At 54.1% G+C, this 14,957-nt stretch carries 17 protein-coding genes; 8 read left to right on the top strand and 9 right to left on the bottom strand.

Annotated features, from left to right (window positions below; all coding sequences use genetic code 11):
• Positions 1-147: 147 nt before the first annotated feature.
• The 3 genes from AB8615_RS08635 to AB8615_RS08625 are packed head-to-tail and all read right to left on the bottom strand — an operon-like array spanning position 148 to position 2,185.
• Positions 148-1,062 (bottom strand): tetratricopeptide repeat protein, encoded by a 915-nt coding sequence (locus AB8615_RS08635; protein ID WP_418152199.1) that lies wholly within the window; start codon positions 1,060-1,062, stop codon positions 148-150.
• Between the two features lie 50 nt (positions 1,063-1,112).
• Positions 1,113-1,841 (bottom strand): thiamine phosphate synthase, encoded by a 729-nt coding sequence (gene thiE, locus AB8615_RS08630; protein ID WP_409432203.1) that lies wholly within the window; start codon positions 1,839-1,841, stop codon positions 1,113-1,115.
• Positions 1,838-2,185 carry a tRNA-binding protein gene (locus tag AB8615_RS08625; RefSeq protein ID WP_409432202.1) on the bottom strand — a complete coding sequence of 116 codons (348 nt, stop codon included), beginning with the start codon at positions 2,183-2,185 and terminating at the stop codon, positions 1,838-1,840. The genes thiE and AB8615_RS08625 overlap by 4 nt, the downstream gene beginning before the upstream one ends.
• A 100-nt stretch (positions 2,186-2,285) precedes the next feature.
• Here AB8615_RS08625 and AB8615_RS08620 point away from each other — a divergent pair, with 100 nt between their 5' ends.
• From AB8615_RS08620 to AB8615_RS08610, 3 genes are read left to right on the top strand one after another with little or no spacing between them, the layout of a single operon-like run.
• Positions 2,286-3,134 (top strand): TIGR01459 family HAD-type hydrolase, encoded by an 849-nt coding sequence (locus AB8615_RS08620; RefSeq protein ID WP_409432201.1) that lies wholly within the window; start codon positions 2,286-2,288, stop codon positions 3,132-3,134.
• A gap of 30 nt (positions 3,135-3,164) precedes the next feature.
• Positions 3,165-3,599, top strand: coding sequence for a MaoC family dehydratase (locus AB8615_RS08615; RefSeq protein WP_418152196.1), 435 nt, complete (start codon positions 3,165-3,167; stop codon positions 3,597-3,599).
• A 16-nt stretch (positions 3,600-3,615) separates the two neighbouring features.
• The gene (locus tag AB8615_RS08610) at positions 3,616-4,554 is read left to right on the top strand and encodes a bifunctional riboflavin kinase/FAD synthetase (protein WP_409432199.1); all 939 of its coding nucleotides are present in this window, start codon (positions 3,616-3,618) and stop codon (positions 4,552-4,554) included.
• Positions 4,555-4,567: 13 nt separating this feature from the next.
• On the opposite strand, the gene AB8615_RS08605 is transcribed toward AB8615_RS08610, so the two are convergent.
• Together AB8615_RS08605 and purD are read right to left on the bottom strand one after the other, a co-directional pair.
• Positions 4,568-5,872 (bottom strand): amidohydrolase family protein, encoded by a 1,305-nt coding sequence (locus AB8615_RS08605; RefSeq protein WP_418152194.1) that lies wholly within the window; start codon positions 5,870-5,872, stop codon positions 4,568-4,570.
• 84 nt (positions 5,873-5,956) lie between these two features.
• The gene (gene purD / locus AB8615_RS08600) at positions 5,957-7,225 is read right to left on the bottom strand and encodes a phosphoribosylamine--glycine ligase (protein ID WP_409432197.1); all 1,269 of its coding nucleotides are present in this window, start codon (positions 7,223-7,225) and stop codon (positions 5,957-5,959) included.
• A gap of 89 nt (positions 7,226-7,314) precedes the next feature.
• Here purD and xseA point away from each other — a divergent pair, with 89 nt between their 5' ends.
• Genes xseA through AB8615_RS08580 form a run of 4 tightly spaced genes read left to right on the top strand, consistent with a single transcriptional unit; the run spans position 7,315 to position 10,335 of the window.
• The gene (xseA, locus tag AB8615_RS08595) at positions 7,315-8,856 is read left to right on the top strand and encodes an exodeoxyribonuclease VII large subunit (RefSeq protein ID WP_409432196.1); all 1,542 of its coding nucleotides are present in this window, start codon (positions 7,315-7,317) and stop codon (positions 8,854-8,856) included.
• 29 nt (positions 8,857-8,885) lie between these two features.
• The gene (locus AB8615_RS08590; protein ID WP_409432195.1) at positions 8,886-9,095 is read left to right on the top strand and encodes a DUF2093 domain-containing protein; all 210 of its coding nucleotides are present in this window, start codon (positions 8,886-8,888) and stop codon (positions 9,093-9,095) included.
• Positions 9,074-10,015, top strand: coding sequence for a M23 family metallopeptidase (locus AB8615_RS08585; RefSeq protein ID WP_409432194.1), 942 nt, complete (start codon positions 9,074-9,076; stop codon positions 10,013-10,015). The genes AB8615_RS08590 and AB8615_RS08585 overlap by 22 nt, the downstream gene beginning before the upstream one ends.
• A 5-nt stretch (positions 10,016-10,020) precedes the next feature.
• Positions 10,021-10,335 (top strand): chorismate mutase, encoded by a 315-nt coding sequence (locus tag AB8615_RS08580; RefSeq protein ID WP_409432193.1) that lies wholly within the window; start codon positions 10,021-10,023, stop codon positions 10,333-10,335.
• Between the two features lie 2 nt (positions 10,336-10,337).
• Here AB8615_RS08580 and AB8615_RS08575 read toward each other — a convergent pair whose 3' ends face one another.
• The 4 genes from AB8615_RS08575 to AB8615_RS08560 are packed head-to-tail and all read right to left on the bottom strand — an operon-like array spanning position 10,338 to position 14,246.
• A complete protein-coding gene (locus AB8615_RS08575; RefSeq protein WP_409432192.1) occupies positions 10,338-11,234 on the bottom strand; it encodes a lysophospholipid acyltransferase family protein in 897 nt (298 codons plus the stop codon).
• The gene (lpxK, locus tag AB8615_RS08570; protein ID WP_409432191.1) at positions 11,231-12,232 is read right to left on the bottom strand and encodes a tetraacyldisaccharide 4'-kinase; all 1,002 of its coding nucleotides are present in this window, start codon (positions 12,230-12,232) and stop codon (positions 11,231-11,233) included. The genes AB8615_RS08575 and lpxK overlap by 4 nt, the downstream gene beginning before the upstream one ends.
• Positions 12,229-13,524 carry a 3-deoxy-D-manno-octulosonic acid transferase gene (locus tag AB8615_RS08565; protein WP_409432190.1) on the bottom strand — a complete coding sequence of 432 codons (1,296 nt, stop codon included), beginning with the start codon at positions 13,522-13,524 and terminating at the stop codon, positions 12,229-12,231. Before AB8615_RS08565 ends, lpxK begins: the two co-directional genes overlap by 4 nt.
• Positions 13,521-14,246 (bottom strand): lysophospholipid acyltransferase family protein, encoded by a 726-nt coding sequence (locus AB8615_RS08560; protein WP_409432189.1) that lies wholly within the window; start codon positions 14,244-14,246, stop codon positions 13,521-13,523. The genes AB8615_RS08565 and AB8615_RS08560 overlap by 4 nt, the downstream gene beginning before the upstream one ends.
• A gap of 51 nt (positions 14,247-14,297) precedes the next feature.
• Between AB8615_RS08560 and AB8615_RS08555 the strand changes: the two genes are divergently transcribed.
• Complete coding sequence (locus AB8615_RS08555) at positions 14,298-14,957, top strand: fused DSP-PTPase phosphatase/NAD kinase-like protein (protein ID WP_409432188.1); 660 nt, start codon at positions 14,298-14,300, stop codon at positions 14,955-14,957.

The following is a 14,957-nucleotide window of genomic DNA, read 5'->3' as shown; positions in this document are numbered from 1 at the left end:
ACTTCACGTATTTATTAGATAGATACCAATAAATACGAGGAGTTCTCATTATGCGCTTTGTCGCTCGCACTATTGCCGCCGCCGTTTTATCATTCACTGTCCGCGCTGTTTTGAAAGGCGCGACAAAGTCTGACAACTCTAACTGATTTAAAGACGCGCCTTAGCCCGTGCGAGGATGTCTGGATCAACATTGGCCTCTAAACGCTCGCGCAGTGCCTGACGGTCTTTGTTATAGTCTTCGACGGAACTATTGCCTGACTTCAAAACCCAGTAATAGGCATCTTCAAAATTCTGCGTGACGCCTTCGCCCTTCGCTAGCGTGAAGGCATAAAGAAATTGTCCTTCTGAGTCGCCACCTTCTGCCGATTTTCGGAACCATTCTGCTGCCTCAGCCTCAGACCGCTTCGCGCCCCACCCCTGATACACCCGCAAACCATAATCAGCCTGCGCCGCCGCATGACCACCCTCCGCTGCAATTTTTAGCCAGTGAGAGGATTTTTGCGCATCTGGTCGAATATCGTAATTTTCTGCATACATCACACCCGCAATATAAGCGGCCTCAATTTGCCCAGCCTCGGCCGCTTTTTCGTAGTGCTTTAAGGCTTCTTGAGGGTTGCTTTCAAACAGTGAGTCGCCGAGGCGCTTAGTCGCGTCTTTATCAAAACTCTCGGACGCCCGTTTGAGGTAAACTTGCTCTTGATCGGTGTTTGCGCTGACGCCTTGTCCTGTTCGGTAAAGATCAGCGAGTGCGCGCATAGCATCCGTGCGCCCACCATCAGAGGCACGCGTCAAATACGAGACCGCGTCCGCCGTCGTCAGGCCGCCTTGCTCCCGTATTCCCATCTCCCCCAATGCTACCAGCGCATCGGGATGGTTGAAAACAGCGGCTTTTTCATACCAACGCCGCGCTTCTACATAGTCAATTCGACCCGTTTCGCCCTTGCGCAGAATATGGCCTGCCATGACAGCGCCGTCCGTGCTGCCCGCTTTTGCGGCAGATTTGGCGAGCGATAAAGCTTGGTCCATTTGCCCTGAATTATAAGCTTTCAGAGCAGATTCCATGTCGGCGGACTGCGCGATAATTCCAGATGTTGGCGTGTTGGCGGATGCTGCTAGTGGCGCGAATGTTCCAAGCAAAGCGCAGAGAATTGCGAGACTGCCGCGGCTGGCCCATCGGGATGATCCCAGACCCCGCTGCTCACGGCGATAAAGTCCGCTCCCGCCGAGATCACTTCGGCCGCGTTGCTCACTGTGATGCCGCCAATCGCGACGCTCGGTATTTCGACGGCTTCGTGCCACCATGATAAAATCTCCAATTCGGCGCGGTGTTTTGGGGTCTTGGTTGGCGTTTCGAAAAACGCACCAAAAGCCACATAATCTGCACCAGAACTTGCCGCTTCAAACGCCAATTCCTTCGAATTATGACAGGTGATACCAATAATAGCATCCCCGCCCAACAGTTCACGGGATGAAAAATAGTCCATGTCGTCCTGGCCAATATGCGCCCCGTCTGCGCCAATCTGCTCGGCGAGGTCGGGACGATCATTGACCAATAACAAGGTATCATGCCCGTGACATATGGGTTTAATAGCGAAACCCGCCTGAACGATAGCTGAATCGTCCGCTGGCACGCCGTTCATGTCTTTGAGGCGTAATTGCACGCAGGCGACGGGCGAGACCGCCAAGGCTTGCTCCAGCAAAGTGCAAAAGGCGTGTAGGTCGCTGATAACGGGCGGCGTTAGCAAATAAATTTGGCACGGTACGATATCGCTGTTTTTGACCTCAGGTTGTTGCTTCGCCTTCGCTGCCTTCTTAGCTTTAGCCTTTGATTTCGCGCTCATAGTAATCTCGATCCATTGGGGGTGGGGCTGTCGGGGGAGAAGAGGACGACTGCGCCGTCCGCGTTGTGAAACCCGAGGGTCAGGACTTCGGACATAAATTTACCGATCTGGCGTGGCGGAAAATTGACGACAGCCGCGATTTGTTTCCCGATCAGCGCGTCAGGGCTGTATAGCTCCGTGATCTGCGCAGATGAGCGTTTCATCCCAATCTCGCCGCCAAAATCTATGTGCAGCTTGATCGCAGGCTTACGTGCTTCGGGATATGGCTCGGCCTCAATAATTGTGCCTGTGCGAATATCGACTTGCATGAAAGTGTCAAAATCGGTCTCGGGAGTCAGCGGCATGAGCTAGGTCTTTCTGCGGTCTTTGCGGCGTATCGTCTGGCGCTTCTAGTCTGATCATCGCGCGCTTGCAATTCTTGATCGACGGGCCTAACTCCCGCTTATGTCAAATCTCAATCCTGCATTTCAATCACTCTCTGGCCTTGGTCAAATCGCGGAGGATTATGATGCCGTTTTCTGCGACATATGGGGGGTTATTCATGATGGCCAAACCCCGTTCCGCGCCGCGTGCGAGGCGCTAGAGCGGTTCCAGCAGGAGCGAGGGCCTGTCATAATGCTCTCAAACTCTCCCAAGCCCAGTGTTGCGATCCCTGATAGCTTTCGCGAGATCGGCGTGCCAGGCGAATTTTGGGACGCGATTGTTACGTCAGGAGATGCGACGATTGATGAGCTATCGCGCCGCGCGCCTGGCCCTGCCTATAAAATAGGGCCGGAGCGGGATGATGTTCTCTATGACGGCCTCGAAATGCATTTCACAGAGATGAGCGATGCGGCCTTTATTTCTTGCACAGGCATGTTTGATGATGACGACGCGCCAGATGATTACGTCGAATTACTGACCAAAGCGCAGGAGCAGGGCTTGCCGTTTATTTGCGCCAATCCAGACGTCAAAGTGCGTGTGGGCGATAAAGTTATCTGGTGCGGCGGTGCGCTCGCGCAAATGTATGAAAAAATGGACGGCAAGGTCATTTACGCAGGCAAGCCCCACCCACCGATCTACCGCCTTTGCCGCGCTTGGTTGGAAGAAGTGACAGGCTACGTCCCGCCGCCAGAACGTATTTTGTGCATTGGGGATAATATCTTCACGGATCTTTTGGGGGCGCAGCGGCAGGACTATGACTGCCTCTTTATCCAAGACGGCCTTTACGGTGCGAAGACTGAGACTTTCAAAAACTTGCTGACGAAACATAAGATCACAGCACGATATATGGCGCCGAATTTATCGTGGTAAGCCCCCCGCGACTCTGCTAGGACACCCGTTATGACTGGTGATGTAAAATACTATCTCGAAGACCTCAGTGTTGGCATGCGCAGCGAAACGCGCGCGATCATCACAGAGGAGATGATCAACACATTTGCCGATATTACGGGCGATCATAACCCCATTCACGTCGATGCAGAATTTGCGGCCACGACTGCCTTTGGACAACGTATCGCTCACGGCGCTCTGTCTGCGAGTTTTATCTCCGCTGTGCTGGGCAATGATTTGCCAGGGCTGGGCGCTTTGTTCGTTGAGCTAAATCTCCGCTTCCGTAAGCCTGCCTTTATTGGCGATGAAGTGATCGCGATTGCAGAAGTGGCGGAGATCAACGAACGCTCTGGCCGTATCAAAATGAAAGTGCATTGCGAAGTGGACGGCGTGAAAATTTGTCGCGGGGATGCGGGTGTGATGGTGCAAAAGCGCCCAACATCGTAGCGCACGGGCCGCTGTCGTGAAAACGCTCACCGACTATAAAAATCTGTCGAAATCTGATAAAGGCGCCGTCATTGCGCTGGGAAATTTCGACGGGCTGCATCGCGGTCATCAGGCCGTTATCCGTTCGGCCCAAGCTATTGCCAACACGTTGGGCGCACCGATGGGAATTGGGCTGTTCCGCCCGCACCCATTCCGATTTTTTAAACCGGACGCGCCCGCCTTCCGCCTGATGAGCCCGCGTGTGCGGGCGCAAGTCATGGACGAGCTTGGCGTTGAACTGCTCTATGAAATTCCCTTTGACGACGATCTACGAGAGATGGACGACACGGAATTTGTTGAGCGTGTTTTGCATCAGGGCTTAGGAATTAAGCACGTTGTGGTTGGCGAAGATTACGGCTTCGGCAAAAACCGCTGCGGTAATATTGAGAGCCTAACGCAGCTTTGTGCTGAGCGGGGGATTGGCGTAACGGCCATGAGCCCCGTCGGCCTACATGAGCTATACGGTAAATATGGCAGCACTGAAATCCGCAAAGCGCTTAAGCAAGGCGATGTTTTTCACGCGCAACACATGCTGTCGCGCCCGTGGCAAGTCGATGGTGTGGTGCAAAAAGGACAGCAGTTGGGCCGCACGCTGAACTTTCCGACTGCAAACCTACCGCTCGGTGATTTGGTTGTGCCGAAGCTGGGGATTTACTGTGTTGAGACGCGGTTACAAGATGAGACGCTGTGGCGGCCTTCTGTAGCGAGCCTTGGTACGCGTCCAACTGTGGGCGGGGAGGGTGTTTTGCTGGAAACATTTATTCTTAATTTCAATCAAGACATTTACGGGCAAACGATTGATGTGCGCTTCCGTAGCTTCATCCGCGAAGAAGCGAAATTTGATGGGCTAGACGCTTTGACCGCGCAAATGAAGCGCGACGAGGCTGGGGCGCGCGCGATTTTTGGTCTAAATTAGACTGCAGCGAAACTCACTTCGTCTTATAAACTACGCCGCCCTTCATCACGAAATCTACGTCGAGCAATTCTGAAATATCGTCCAGTGGATTGCCATCGACCGCGATAATATCCGCGTGCTTACCCGCTTCTAGCGTGCCAATTTTGTCGCCCATTTCAATGTGCTTGGCCGCAATAACCGTGGCAGAGGTGATCGCCTCCATCTCGCTCATGCCTGCGGAGATCATATATTCAAATTCTTTGGCATTTTCGCCGTGTTTAGAGACACCCGTATCGGTGCCAAATGCAATGGTGACGCCTTCTTTATGGGCTAAGCGAAGCATATCTTCCATCTTTGGGCCGACTTCTTGCGCTTTGGCATAGCTCGCGGGCGGGAGGAAATCCCACTCTTTGACGGTCATGCCCGCCAGGACAGTTGGCACCAAAACAGCGTCGTATTTCTTGAACAATGCGGCGCTTTCGGCGTCCATATAGGTGCCGTGTTCAATCGATTTCACGCCAGCTTTCAGCGCGGCATCGATGCCGTCTTTGCCGTGCGCATGCGCGGTGACTTTGCGACCCATTGACGTAGCGGCTTCGACAATCGCCTCTAATTCGTCGTCAAACATTTGCTGACCCGTGCCAGCATTGGTGTTGGATAATACGCCGCCTGTTGAGGCGATCTTGATAAGGTCCGCCCCGTTCTTAATCGCCAAACGTGTTGCGCGGCGGCAGTCATCGTCCCCGTCGCAATTTGTTGGCTGTTGAAACAATGTTAGGATATCGGCGCGGTAGCCGTTTAACTCGCCGTGGCCGCCCGTTACGCTAACCCCGCCCGCCGCGCGAATATGTGGCCCCACAATTTTATTGGCCGCGACCGCCCGCGATAACGCCTTAATTTCAGGTGGCCCACCAACGTCTTGCACAGCCGTAAAGCCTGCCATCAGCGTCTTGCGAGCGTTCGCGGCTGCGTCATAGGCCACATCGCCTTGTTCCTTGGTAAATGTATCAATCCTCACGGAGGGACTCCACTCGCCGCGCAAATGGACGTGGCTGTCTATCAGTCCTGGGAGGAAGAACATCTCGCGCCCGTCAATAATCTTGGCGTCTTCATCATCTAGATAGCCAGGTTCTACGCCGACGATTTTGCCGTCCTTGATAATGATCGTCTGTTTCTTTTTCGCGCGCTTGCCTGGCACCGCCAAGACGGTTCCTGCGTGGATTAGGGTGTAGGCAGATGTGTCGTTGTGATCATCGGCGAAGGCGTCAAAGGCGACCCCAAATCCTCCGATGAGAAAAGCGATAGCGGCGGCGGAAGTTACGAGAGTGCGATAGGTCATACAGACCTGTTAACACTTTCTTAACGATTGGGAAGCGCTTTCGCCTCAGAGTTGATTGTTAAAATTCTTAGAGTTCCGACATTGCTAGAGGGCTGATTTGGCAATATCGCGGCGGCAGAACCCGTCGGGCCAATCAATCGCCTCATCAATCGCTTGGTATGCCAGATCGACTGCAGCTTTGACGGTTTTGCCTTGTGCCGTGACGTTCAAGACGCGCCCGCCATTGGCAAGGACCTTCGCGCTGTCAGCTTTTGTGCCAGCGTGAAAAACGACCACGCCCTCCATCTCGTTAGCAGCCGTAATGCCTTTGATCTCCGAGCCCTTAGCGTATTTTCCAGGATAGCCTTTGGCCGCCAAAACGACATTGACGACAGGGTCTTTCGACCATTTTGGCGCAGGGCAATTCTCCAAATCTCCAACTTCTGCCGCAATCAGGATAGGCAGCAAATCAGATTGAAGCCGCCGCATCAAAACCTGACATTCTGGATCGCCAAAGCGCGCATTATATTCGATCAGTTTCGGGCCGTCTTTGGTCATCATCAGGCCAGCAAATAGCACGCCCGTGAACGGCACACCGTCCTTCGCCATACCGTCCAACGTCGGCTGGATGATCGTTTTCATCACAGTTTTCAAGGCTTTATCGTCGAATACTGGGGCAGGGGAATAGGCCCCCATGCCGCCTGTATTTGGCCCTTTATCATCGTCAAAAGCCCGTTTGTGATCCTGCGCCGCGATCAGGGGCATAGCGGTTTTGCCGTCGCAGATCGCGAAGAAACTCGCCTCTTCGCCGTGCATGAATTCTTCGATCACTACCTTGGCGGAGGCGTCGCCGAATTTGCCAGAGAAGAACTCTTCCAATTCCGCTTCCGCCTCTTTCAGCGTTCCCGGCAACACCACGCCTTTGCCCGCCGCGAGTCCGTCTGCCTTAAGAACATAAGGCGGCGTCATGGTTTTGAGATAGGCTTTCGCCTCTGCCAAATCTGTAAATACGCCATAGGCGGCAGTCGGAATATTATAGCGGTCGCAAAGGTCTTTGGTGAAGGCTTTAGAGGATTCTAATTGCGCCGCCGCTTGGGTCGGGCCGAACACTTTGACGCCCATATCTTGGAGCATATCGACCAAGCCGAGCGCGAGCGGCTGCTCTGGCCCAACGACGACCAGATCATGTTGGTCACGCTGCACGAGGGCGAGCAGGCTGAGAATATCATCTGCTGCGATAGGAACAATGTCTGCTACTTCGGCAATACCTGCATTGCCTGGCGCACAGATCAACTCATCGACCATCGGACTTTGCGCTAGCTTCCATGCCAGTGCATGTTCGCGCCCACCACTGCCAATAAGAAGAACTTTCATATCATTCACCCTGATTCTACCCTTGCGTTTGATCGGGCCTTTTAGGTTATAAGCAGTTCCGAATCCATGCCTGAACTTGAAAAGAATTTATGCCCGAAACGCCAAATGATCCGCAATCCAATACGCCCGAATTCACAGTCTCCGAGCTAGCGTTTTCGCTTAAGCGTACGGTCGAGGAAACTTTCGGTCATGTGCGGGTGCGCGGCGAGTTAGGACGCGTGACGGTCGCCAAATCTGGCCATTGTTATCTGGACATCAAGGACGACAAAGCCGTGATCAATTCCATCGTCTGGAAGGGCGTTATGAGCCGTTTGTCCATGCGCCCCGAAGAGGGGATGGAGGTAGTCTGCGAAGGGAAGCTCTCGACCTATCCCGGCCGGTCTAATTACCAGCTAATTATTGATAAGATGGAGTTGGCAGGGGCTGGCGCGTTGATGGCGCTGTTTGAGAAACGCAAGAAAATGCTGGCCGCAGAGGGTTTGTTTGATCAGGCGCGTAAGGTCGATCTGCCGTTTATGCCCAAAACGATTGGCGTGGTAACGTCTCCCACCGGCTCCGTCATCCGCGATATTTTACACCGTATCTCTGACCGCTTTCCGAGCCATGTCCTTGTCTGGCCTGTCCTTGTGCAAGGCGACCGCGCGGCAGAACAAATTGCCAGCGCCATCACGGGGTTTAATTGCGGCGATGGGTTTCCGCGTCCTGACGTCTTGATCGTTGCGCGAGGCGGCGGGTCAATGGAAGACTTATGGTGCTTCAATGAAGAAATCGTGGCGCGAGCGGCTGCAGCCTCCGACATTCCGCTGATCTCTGCTGTGGGGCACGAAACCGATTGGACGTTGATTGATTATGTCGCGGATTACCGCGCGCCGACGCCGACAGGGGCCGCCGAAGTTGCTGTGCCTGTGCGGGACGATTGGTTGGAGACGATTGCAGATTATGGGCTGCGCCTGACGCGTGGGCTGCGCCGCAATGTGCGGGAGAAGCAAGCGGGCCTTGCCGCGGCGCGATTGCCGCGTTTGCAGTCCGTTCTCTCGCCTGTGCAGCAAAGGCTTGATCTGGCGAGTGCGCGTCTGCCTGCCCCGACCCGCCTGTTTGAACCTTTGGCACAAAAACTGGCCTTGCAGCGTTTACCTAGCCCGCAGCGTGTCGTGGAACGGGCGGCCAACGCTTTATCCGCACATCGTTTGCCGAACTTGGATCGGTTGCTCGATGTCAAACGCTCGCAGCTATCATCTCTGCGTCTGCGGGCGGAACCCCTACAGCGTGATGTGGAACGCAAAGAGGCGCGGGTTGCTAGGGCGACAGCCTCCATGGCGATGACCGCGAAACGCGATATACAGCGCAGTGCGGATCGCCTCGCAAGGGCTGGGAAATTGCTCGATGCCTATAGTTATCAGGGGGTTTTGGCGCGGGGTTATGCGCTCGTGCAAAACAACGCTGGCGATGTGGTGCGCAGTGAAGCGGCGGTTAAAGCAGGAGACAACGTGACGTTGACCTTTGCAGACGGCTCTCGGAAAGCTGTGATTGACGGGGCGGCGAGCGGGTCTAGCTCCTCGAAACCTAAACCAAAACTCGCCAAAAAACCAAAACCTAAACCGACTGCAATCGATCAAGGTAACCTCTTCTAATTTACCGCCATTGGCGTTAGGAACTCCCCATGACCTCATTTTTCCAAAGCCAAGGCGAAGCACAAATCCATTTTGGATCATCCGACTTCACGATCATGAAAACGGGTAGCTATGTGATCTGCGCGACGACGGGTGAACAAATCCCGCTAGATCGTTTGCGCTATTGGAATGAAGAGCGGCAGGAAGCTTATATTGATGCGGCAGCGTCACTGGCGGCGTGGCAGAAAGCAAACGCGTGATGCGGGCTGTCATGCTGACATCTTTGGCGCTGGCTTGGCCGCTTAATGCGTGTGCCGCCGAAGCCCCTGAGTCCGATCAGATAATCATGACGGAGCAGGAAAGAGCCAATGTTGAATATATTGAAGACCTGCAGTCTGACCTATTAAATGTGGAACTCGCAAAAATAACTTGCACAGGTGTGGCGCAGCAAGGCGGGGCGGTTATGTGCCAAACCGAACCCAATGCCAAAGTTAAAATTGCGCGATCCGAAAAAGATTTCTATTTCGAAAAGGCCAATGAATTTGGCCAATTAATTGTTGGGTTTGATCGCGATGAAACATCTAATTTTGTCGAAATTGAAGGTGAGCGCGTAAGTTTTGATTTCACACCCCGCAGCTATGACACGTCCCGAATTGATGGTCTGCCGCCCTCCCAAGTTTCCACATTTACCGAGGCGCAACTGAAGCGTATCCGCAGTTCCTCTGCCCGCAAAAAGCAGGGGTTTGCCTCCCGCGCCGAGGAGATGGGCTTCAAAGATGGCTTTATCCTTCCCGTCAAAGAGTTCACCAAAACGACCAATTTTGGCGCTCAAAGAATCCTCAATGGTGAGCCAAAAAAACCGCATTACGGCGTTGATCTGGCCGCCCCGATTGGCACGCCAATCTACGCGCCCGCAGACGGCATTGTGTCGCTCGCAGATGATGATCTTTATTTTGAAGGGGCTATGGTGTTGCTCGATCACGGGCAGGGCTTGATCTCGATGTATTTGCACACGGACGAGATTTTGGTCGAGCCAGGGCAGGTCGTGAAACAAGGCGAACAGATCGCGACGATTGGGTCAAAAGGCCGCTCGACGGGACCGCATTTGTGCTGGCGTTTGAAGTGGCGCAACCGTAATCTGGATCCCGAACTACTGACGGAGTGGCCCCAAGAGGGCTAAGCATCATGGCGAAAAAACCTGAAGATTGTCAGACTATGACAGATGTTCGCGCTGGCGTGGATGCGATTGACCGCGAACTTGTGCGCCTGCTCGTCACTCGCCAAGGCTACATGCACGCGGCAGCTCGGATCAAGACAACACGGGACGCAGTCTACGATGCTGCGCGGATCGAAGACGTAGTTGCGAAAGTGCTAGTTGAGGCGAAAGCACAAGGCCTCTCGCCTGATATTGCAGAGCCTGTCTGGCGCAAATTGATCGAGCGCTGCATCGCGCATGAGTTTGATCAATGGGACGCGACCAAAGGGCAGAAGTCAGCTTAGACTTATTTATATAAATTTTTTGGCCAACGACGATGCACCCAAAACCATTGGGCGGGTGCCTCTTGAATTCGGTTTTCTATAAATTGCGTCACTTGTTTCACACCGTTTAGAACGTCTGCATCGCGGTCACCTGAATTCATTAAATTAATCGGTTCGTAAAACCTCACAGTGAAATTTGCATCCTGTCGCGTCACCGCCATAGGTAGAAGCGGGCGACCTGTCTTGAGGGCAAGTCGCGTGGCCCCTTGCGCCGTCATCGCGTCTTGCCCAAAAAATGGAATAGCGAGTCCCGTGTTGAATTTCTGATCATTGAGCAGTGCCACGCTTTCTCCGTTTTTCAACGCTTCCAGCAATTCGCGACCGCCTTTATGTGTTGATTTTTGCACGAGGAATTTTGTGCCATAAGCCTCGCGCTGTCGCCTGACTCGCGCATCAATGTATGGGTTATTGATTTTACGATAGGTGATCCGAACAGGCAGACCAGATTGCGTCAAGACTGTTGCCATGACTTCCCAATTTGCGAAGTGTCCTGTCACGATAATGGCGGGGGCGTTGGTTTTGAAAATCTCCAAGCCCTCAATCGTCACGCGGTTGCCTTCATAGGGTTTGACGCGGTGCATCATAGGAAACTCGGCGAGCGTCCGACCAGTATTATTCCACTGTGCCTTGAGGAGGGCCTTGATCTCTGCAGGTGATTTATCTGGGAAAGCGATCTGTAATCCTCGCTTGGCAATGCGGTGCTTTGATGTCATCGGGCCAATAAGTCCAACAATTTTCCCGCCGAGCCAAGAGATACAGGCAAACGGAAAAAGCCGCAAAATGAATGTAACGCAATCATAGGCGAGCGCTTCTAATCGCCAGCCCAAACGCTTTCCCAAGCTCGGATTGTCGAGACTCATTTTGTTTTTGTCTGCGCGATGATTGGGTGCAGAAGCCGACGCAGCGTGAGTTCGTCCTCAAACACGACTGAGACGGGCCAGACATGCACGCCTTTGCGATACCCCTTTGGCAAACGGACGTAGTCTTTCTCCGTTGTGATCAGGGTCGCCTCATACTCGCTGGCGAGGAGGAAGAGATTTTCGATGTCTTCATCCTTATATTTATAGTGATCGGCAAAGGGGATTTCTTCGACGATATTTCCACCGTGGCGACGGAGGCTGTCAAAGAACTTGTTGGGGCGTCCAATACCTGCAAACGCATAGAGCTTGCCATTGGGCGGCGCGTCTTTGGGGGCGAGGTAAGCTGGAATGACGACTTGCCCTTTGAGTTGCTCGCGCAGGTGATCGTCGATTTCATATTCAGGTGATGGCTTCATAAGGATCACGGCATCGGCGCGCTCAAGCGAAGCAGAGAGTTTCTCGCGCAGCGGCCCTGCCGGAAAAACACAGCCATTGCCAAAGCCGACTTCGGCATCAACGACTAGCAGAGAGAGTGTCTTTTGCAGTTGCGGATTTTGGTGACCATCATCCATGACAATCACGGCTGCACCGTGGCTGCGGGCTGCGCGAGCCCCGTCATCGCGCCCTGCTGCGACCCAAACAGGGGCATACCGCGCGAGCAAAAGCGGCTCGTCCCCGACTTGCGTGGCGGTGTGGTCAGGCTGCACAGGCACGGGGCCTTTTTCCAGCCCGCCATAGCCGCGCGTCAGGCCGTGAACCTCTACCCCTAGTCGCCGAAAACTCTGCAATAAATAGGACGCAACGGGTGTTTTACCTGTCCCGCCCATCGTCGCATTCCCGACACAGATGACGGGGATACCGACATCGTAGCTATCTGTATCTTTGATGCGTTTGGCGGTGGCGAGGCCGTAAATCCATCCCAGCGGCTTGAGCAGGGTACGGATCATCGGCGCGGCGTCGCGCCCGTGGCGATGGTTCCAAAACTCGGGCGGTCTCATGGCGCAAGCTCTGATAATTGCGGCCTTGGCAAAATAGGTGATAGCTGCACCCAGACATAATCCAGTACTGCATCCCGACTCTGCGCGAAGGCGAGCGCTTGGGCTTGGCGATTTGCCAGCACTTCTGGATTTGAGAATAATTCGCTCACGGATGGTCCTATCATGGTCGGGGACAGAATACGCGCTGCGGCGTCAAAGGCAATCATCTCGCGGTAGCTATCTGCGAAGCTACTGATGTGTGCGCCCGTTAGGACGGCGTTGGAAAATTGCGCGGGCTCCAGAGGGTTATGGCCCATCAGCCCCTCAACCAGTGAGCCGCATACAAATGTGATGTCCGATAGCGTGTAAGCTAGTCCCATTTCCCCGATTGTATCGAACATATAAACGGACGTTTTCGCACGAGGCACATCCCCACGAGAGCGGATCGCGGTGTGGGTTTGCGCGAGCATTGGCAGGACTTGGTCACGCCGTTCTGGGTGACGCAGGGCCAGCACGAGCATGGCTCTTGGATGCGTTTTACGAACTTCTTCATGCGCGGCCAAGATCAAGGCTTCTTCGCCGCGATGTGTACTGGCTGCGCACCAAATCGGACGGTCTGTGATCTGTGTTTGTAGCTTAGCGAGTTCTACGCGATTGACGGGTAGCGCCGACGCCGCGTCTTTCAAATTCCCGCCGCTTTGCACAGCTTTGCCGAGCAACCAAGCTAGGCCATTGGCGGTGTCTTCATTGGCCGCCAGGATCAAATCGAAGCAGCCAAAGATCGCCTTGGCCGACTCTTGGCGTTTGAACCAGCCTTGTATGGATTTATCCGACATCCGCGCATTGATGAGCGCCATTGGCACACCGCGGACTTTGGTCTGTCGGATGAGGTTTGGCCAGATTTCGCTTTCGGCCCAAATCGCAGCATCAGGCCGCCAGTGATCCAGGAAAGCTTTGACCGCTTTGGGCGTGTCTAGCGGAACATATTGATGAAAGGCCCGGTCGGGTAGGCGGTTATCAAGCAGTCCTGCTGACGTGACCGTTCCGCTCGTGACCAATACATGCGCCGCAGGATATTGCGTCAGCACTCTCTCGATCAGCGGGAGCAGCATTGTGACTTCGCCAACACTCGCACCGTGCATCCAGAAAAGCTGTCCAGCAGGACGGGGCTTTGACGCTCGCCCGAAGCGCTCCCCTTGACGCGTCGGGTCTTCTTTACCCTTAAGCGCACGGCGCTTTAGCCAGAACGGGAGCACAGGCGCTAGCACACGCGTCAAGCCAGTATAGGCGCGGATGAGGCCAGTCTCGCTCATGAATCTGGCGCGATGGGGGTATGTCCCATAGCCATATCGGCATCTGCTAGAAATTGGTTCATTTCGCTCTCTATGCTCTGCCGAAGGGTTTCCATGCTGGCATCTGTGGCGTCTGCCGCCACATATTGCGGTGTTCCCCAGATAATGCGCCCGCGCCCGAAAGGAAGGGGGAGGACGAATTTATCCCAGCTATCAAATTGCTTGCGGTGTTTGACCGCGAATGTGCAAGGGAGGATGGGAGCCCCTGTCAACTTCGCCAAACGAAGCGAGCCGTCAGGGAGCCTTTGCCGTGGTCCGCGTGGCCCATCTGGTGTCACGACGATACACCCGCCCGCCTCAATCGCAGAGACAATATCCAGCCCCGCTTTCTTACCGCCTTTGGCCTTGGCCGCCATGCCGTCTTTTGCGGCCTTTTTCGCAGAGCCCCGAATGGTTTTGAGGCCCAGGAAATGCGAGGTATGCGCTACAATTTCTCCGTCACGAGAGCGAGAGATCAGGACATGAGGTGTCTGCCAACCTTTTTTCCACGCACTGGTCAGCATCATAAAACGGGAATGCCACGTCAATGCGATAAAGCCTTTGCCGCCGTCAATGATCGGCTGTGCGTGTTCCGCGCGTTCAATATCCCAGCGTGTTGTATATTTGACAACGGTCATATAGGCGGCGACGAGCCAGCCAATCGTCATTTGAACTGCGGTAGAGCGCATGAAGCGTTTGAACATGCGCTGCCCTCCTGTTAAGCCCGCCGTGAATTTAACTACGGCATAGGTGATATGGCACTCGACCTCAACAACCCAAAAGACCGAAAGCAGGCCTATCGTGACCTGACATGGGGCGATCACGGCTTCCTGCGCACATGGTTTCCGAACCGTCACGATCTGGGCGGTGGTATGTTCCGCGAAAATCAACCCTCGCCGAAGCGGATCGCCTTGCTGGCCGGAGAGGGGATTAAGACCATCATCAATCTGCGCGCTGAGAGTCCAAAGGGGTTTTATTTGTTAGAAGTTGAAGCCTGCGAGCAGCACGGGATTGAGCTAGTCGATTTCCGCGTCTATTCGCGCGACGTTCACACGCCAGAGAAAATTCGCGCGGCCAAAGAGCTTTTCGAGACGATCAAATATCCTGCGATGATGCACTGTAAATCCGGCGCGGATCGCGCGGGTTTTATGTCCGTCCTCTATCGGCATTTCCACATGGGCGACACAATCGCCGAAGCTCTGGCAAGTGAATTAACGCTTAAAAAACTGCATGTGAAGCAGGGCAAGACAGGCATGCTCGACTTCTTCTTCGATGATTATTTAAAATATGCGGAAACGCATGATATTGAATTCATTGATTGGGTCGAAAATGTCTACGACCCCGCAGATGTCAAAGCGCGCTTCATGGCGCAGTGGTCAGGCAATCCGATCAGCGAATTGCTGCGACGAGAGTAG

Source organism: Litorimonas sp. RW-G-Af-16 (assembly GCF_048319245.1).
Classification (GTDB): domain Bacteria; phylum Pseudomonadota; class Alphaproteobacteria; order Caulobacterales; family Maricaulaceae; genus Litorimonas.
The sequence above is the reverse complement of the archived record's forward strand: the minus strand, read 5'-3'. Positions and strand labels throughout refer to the sequence as shown.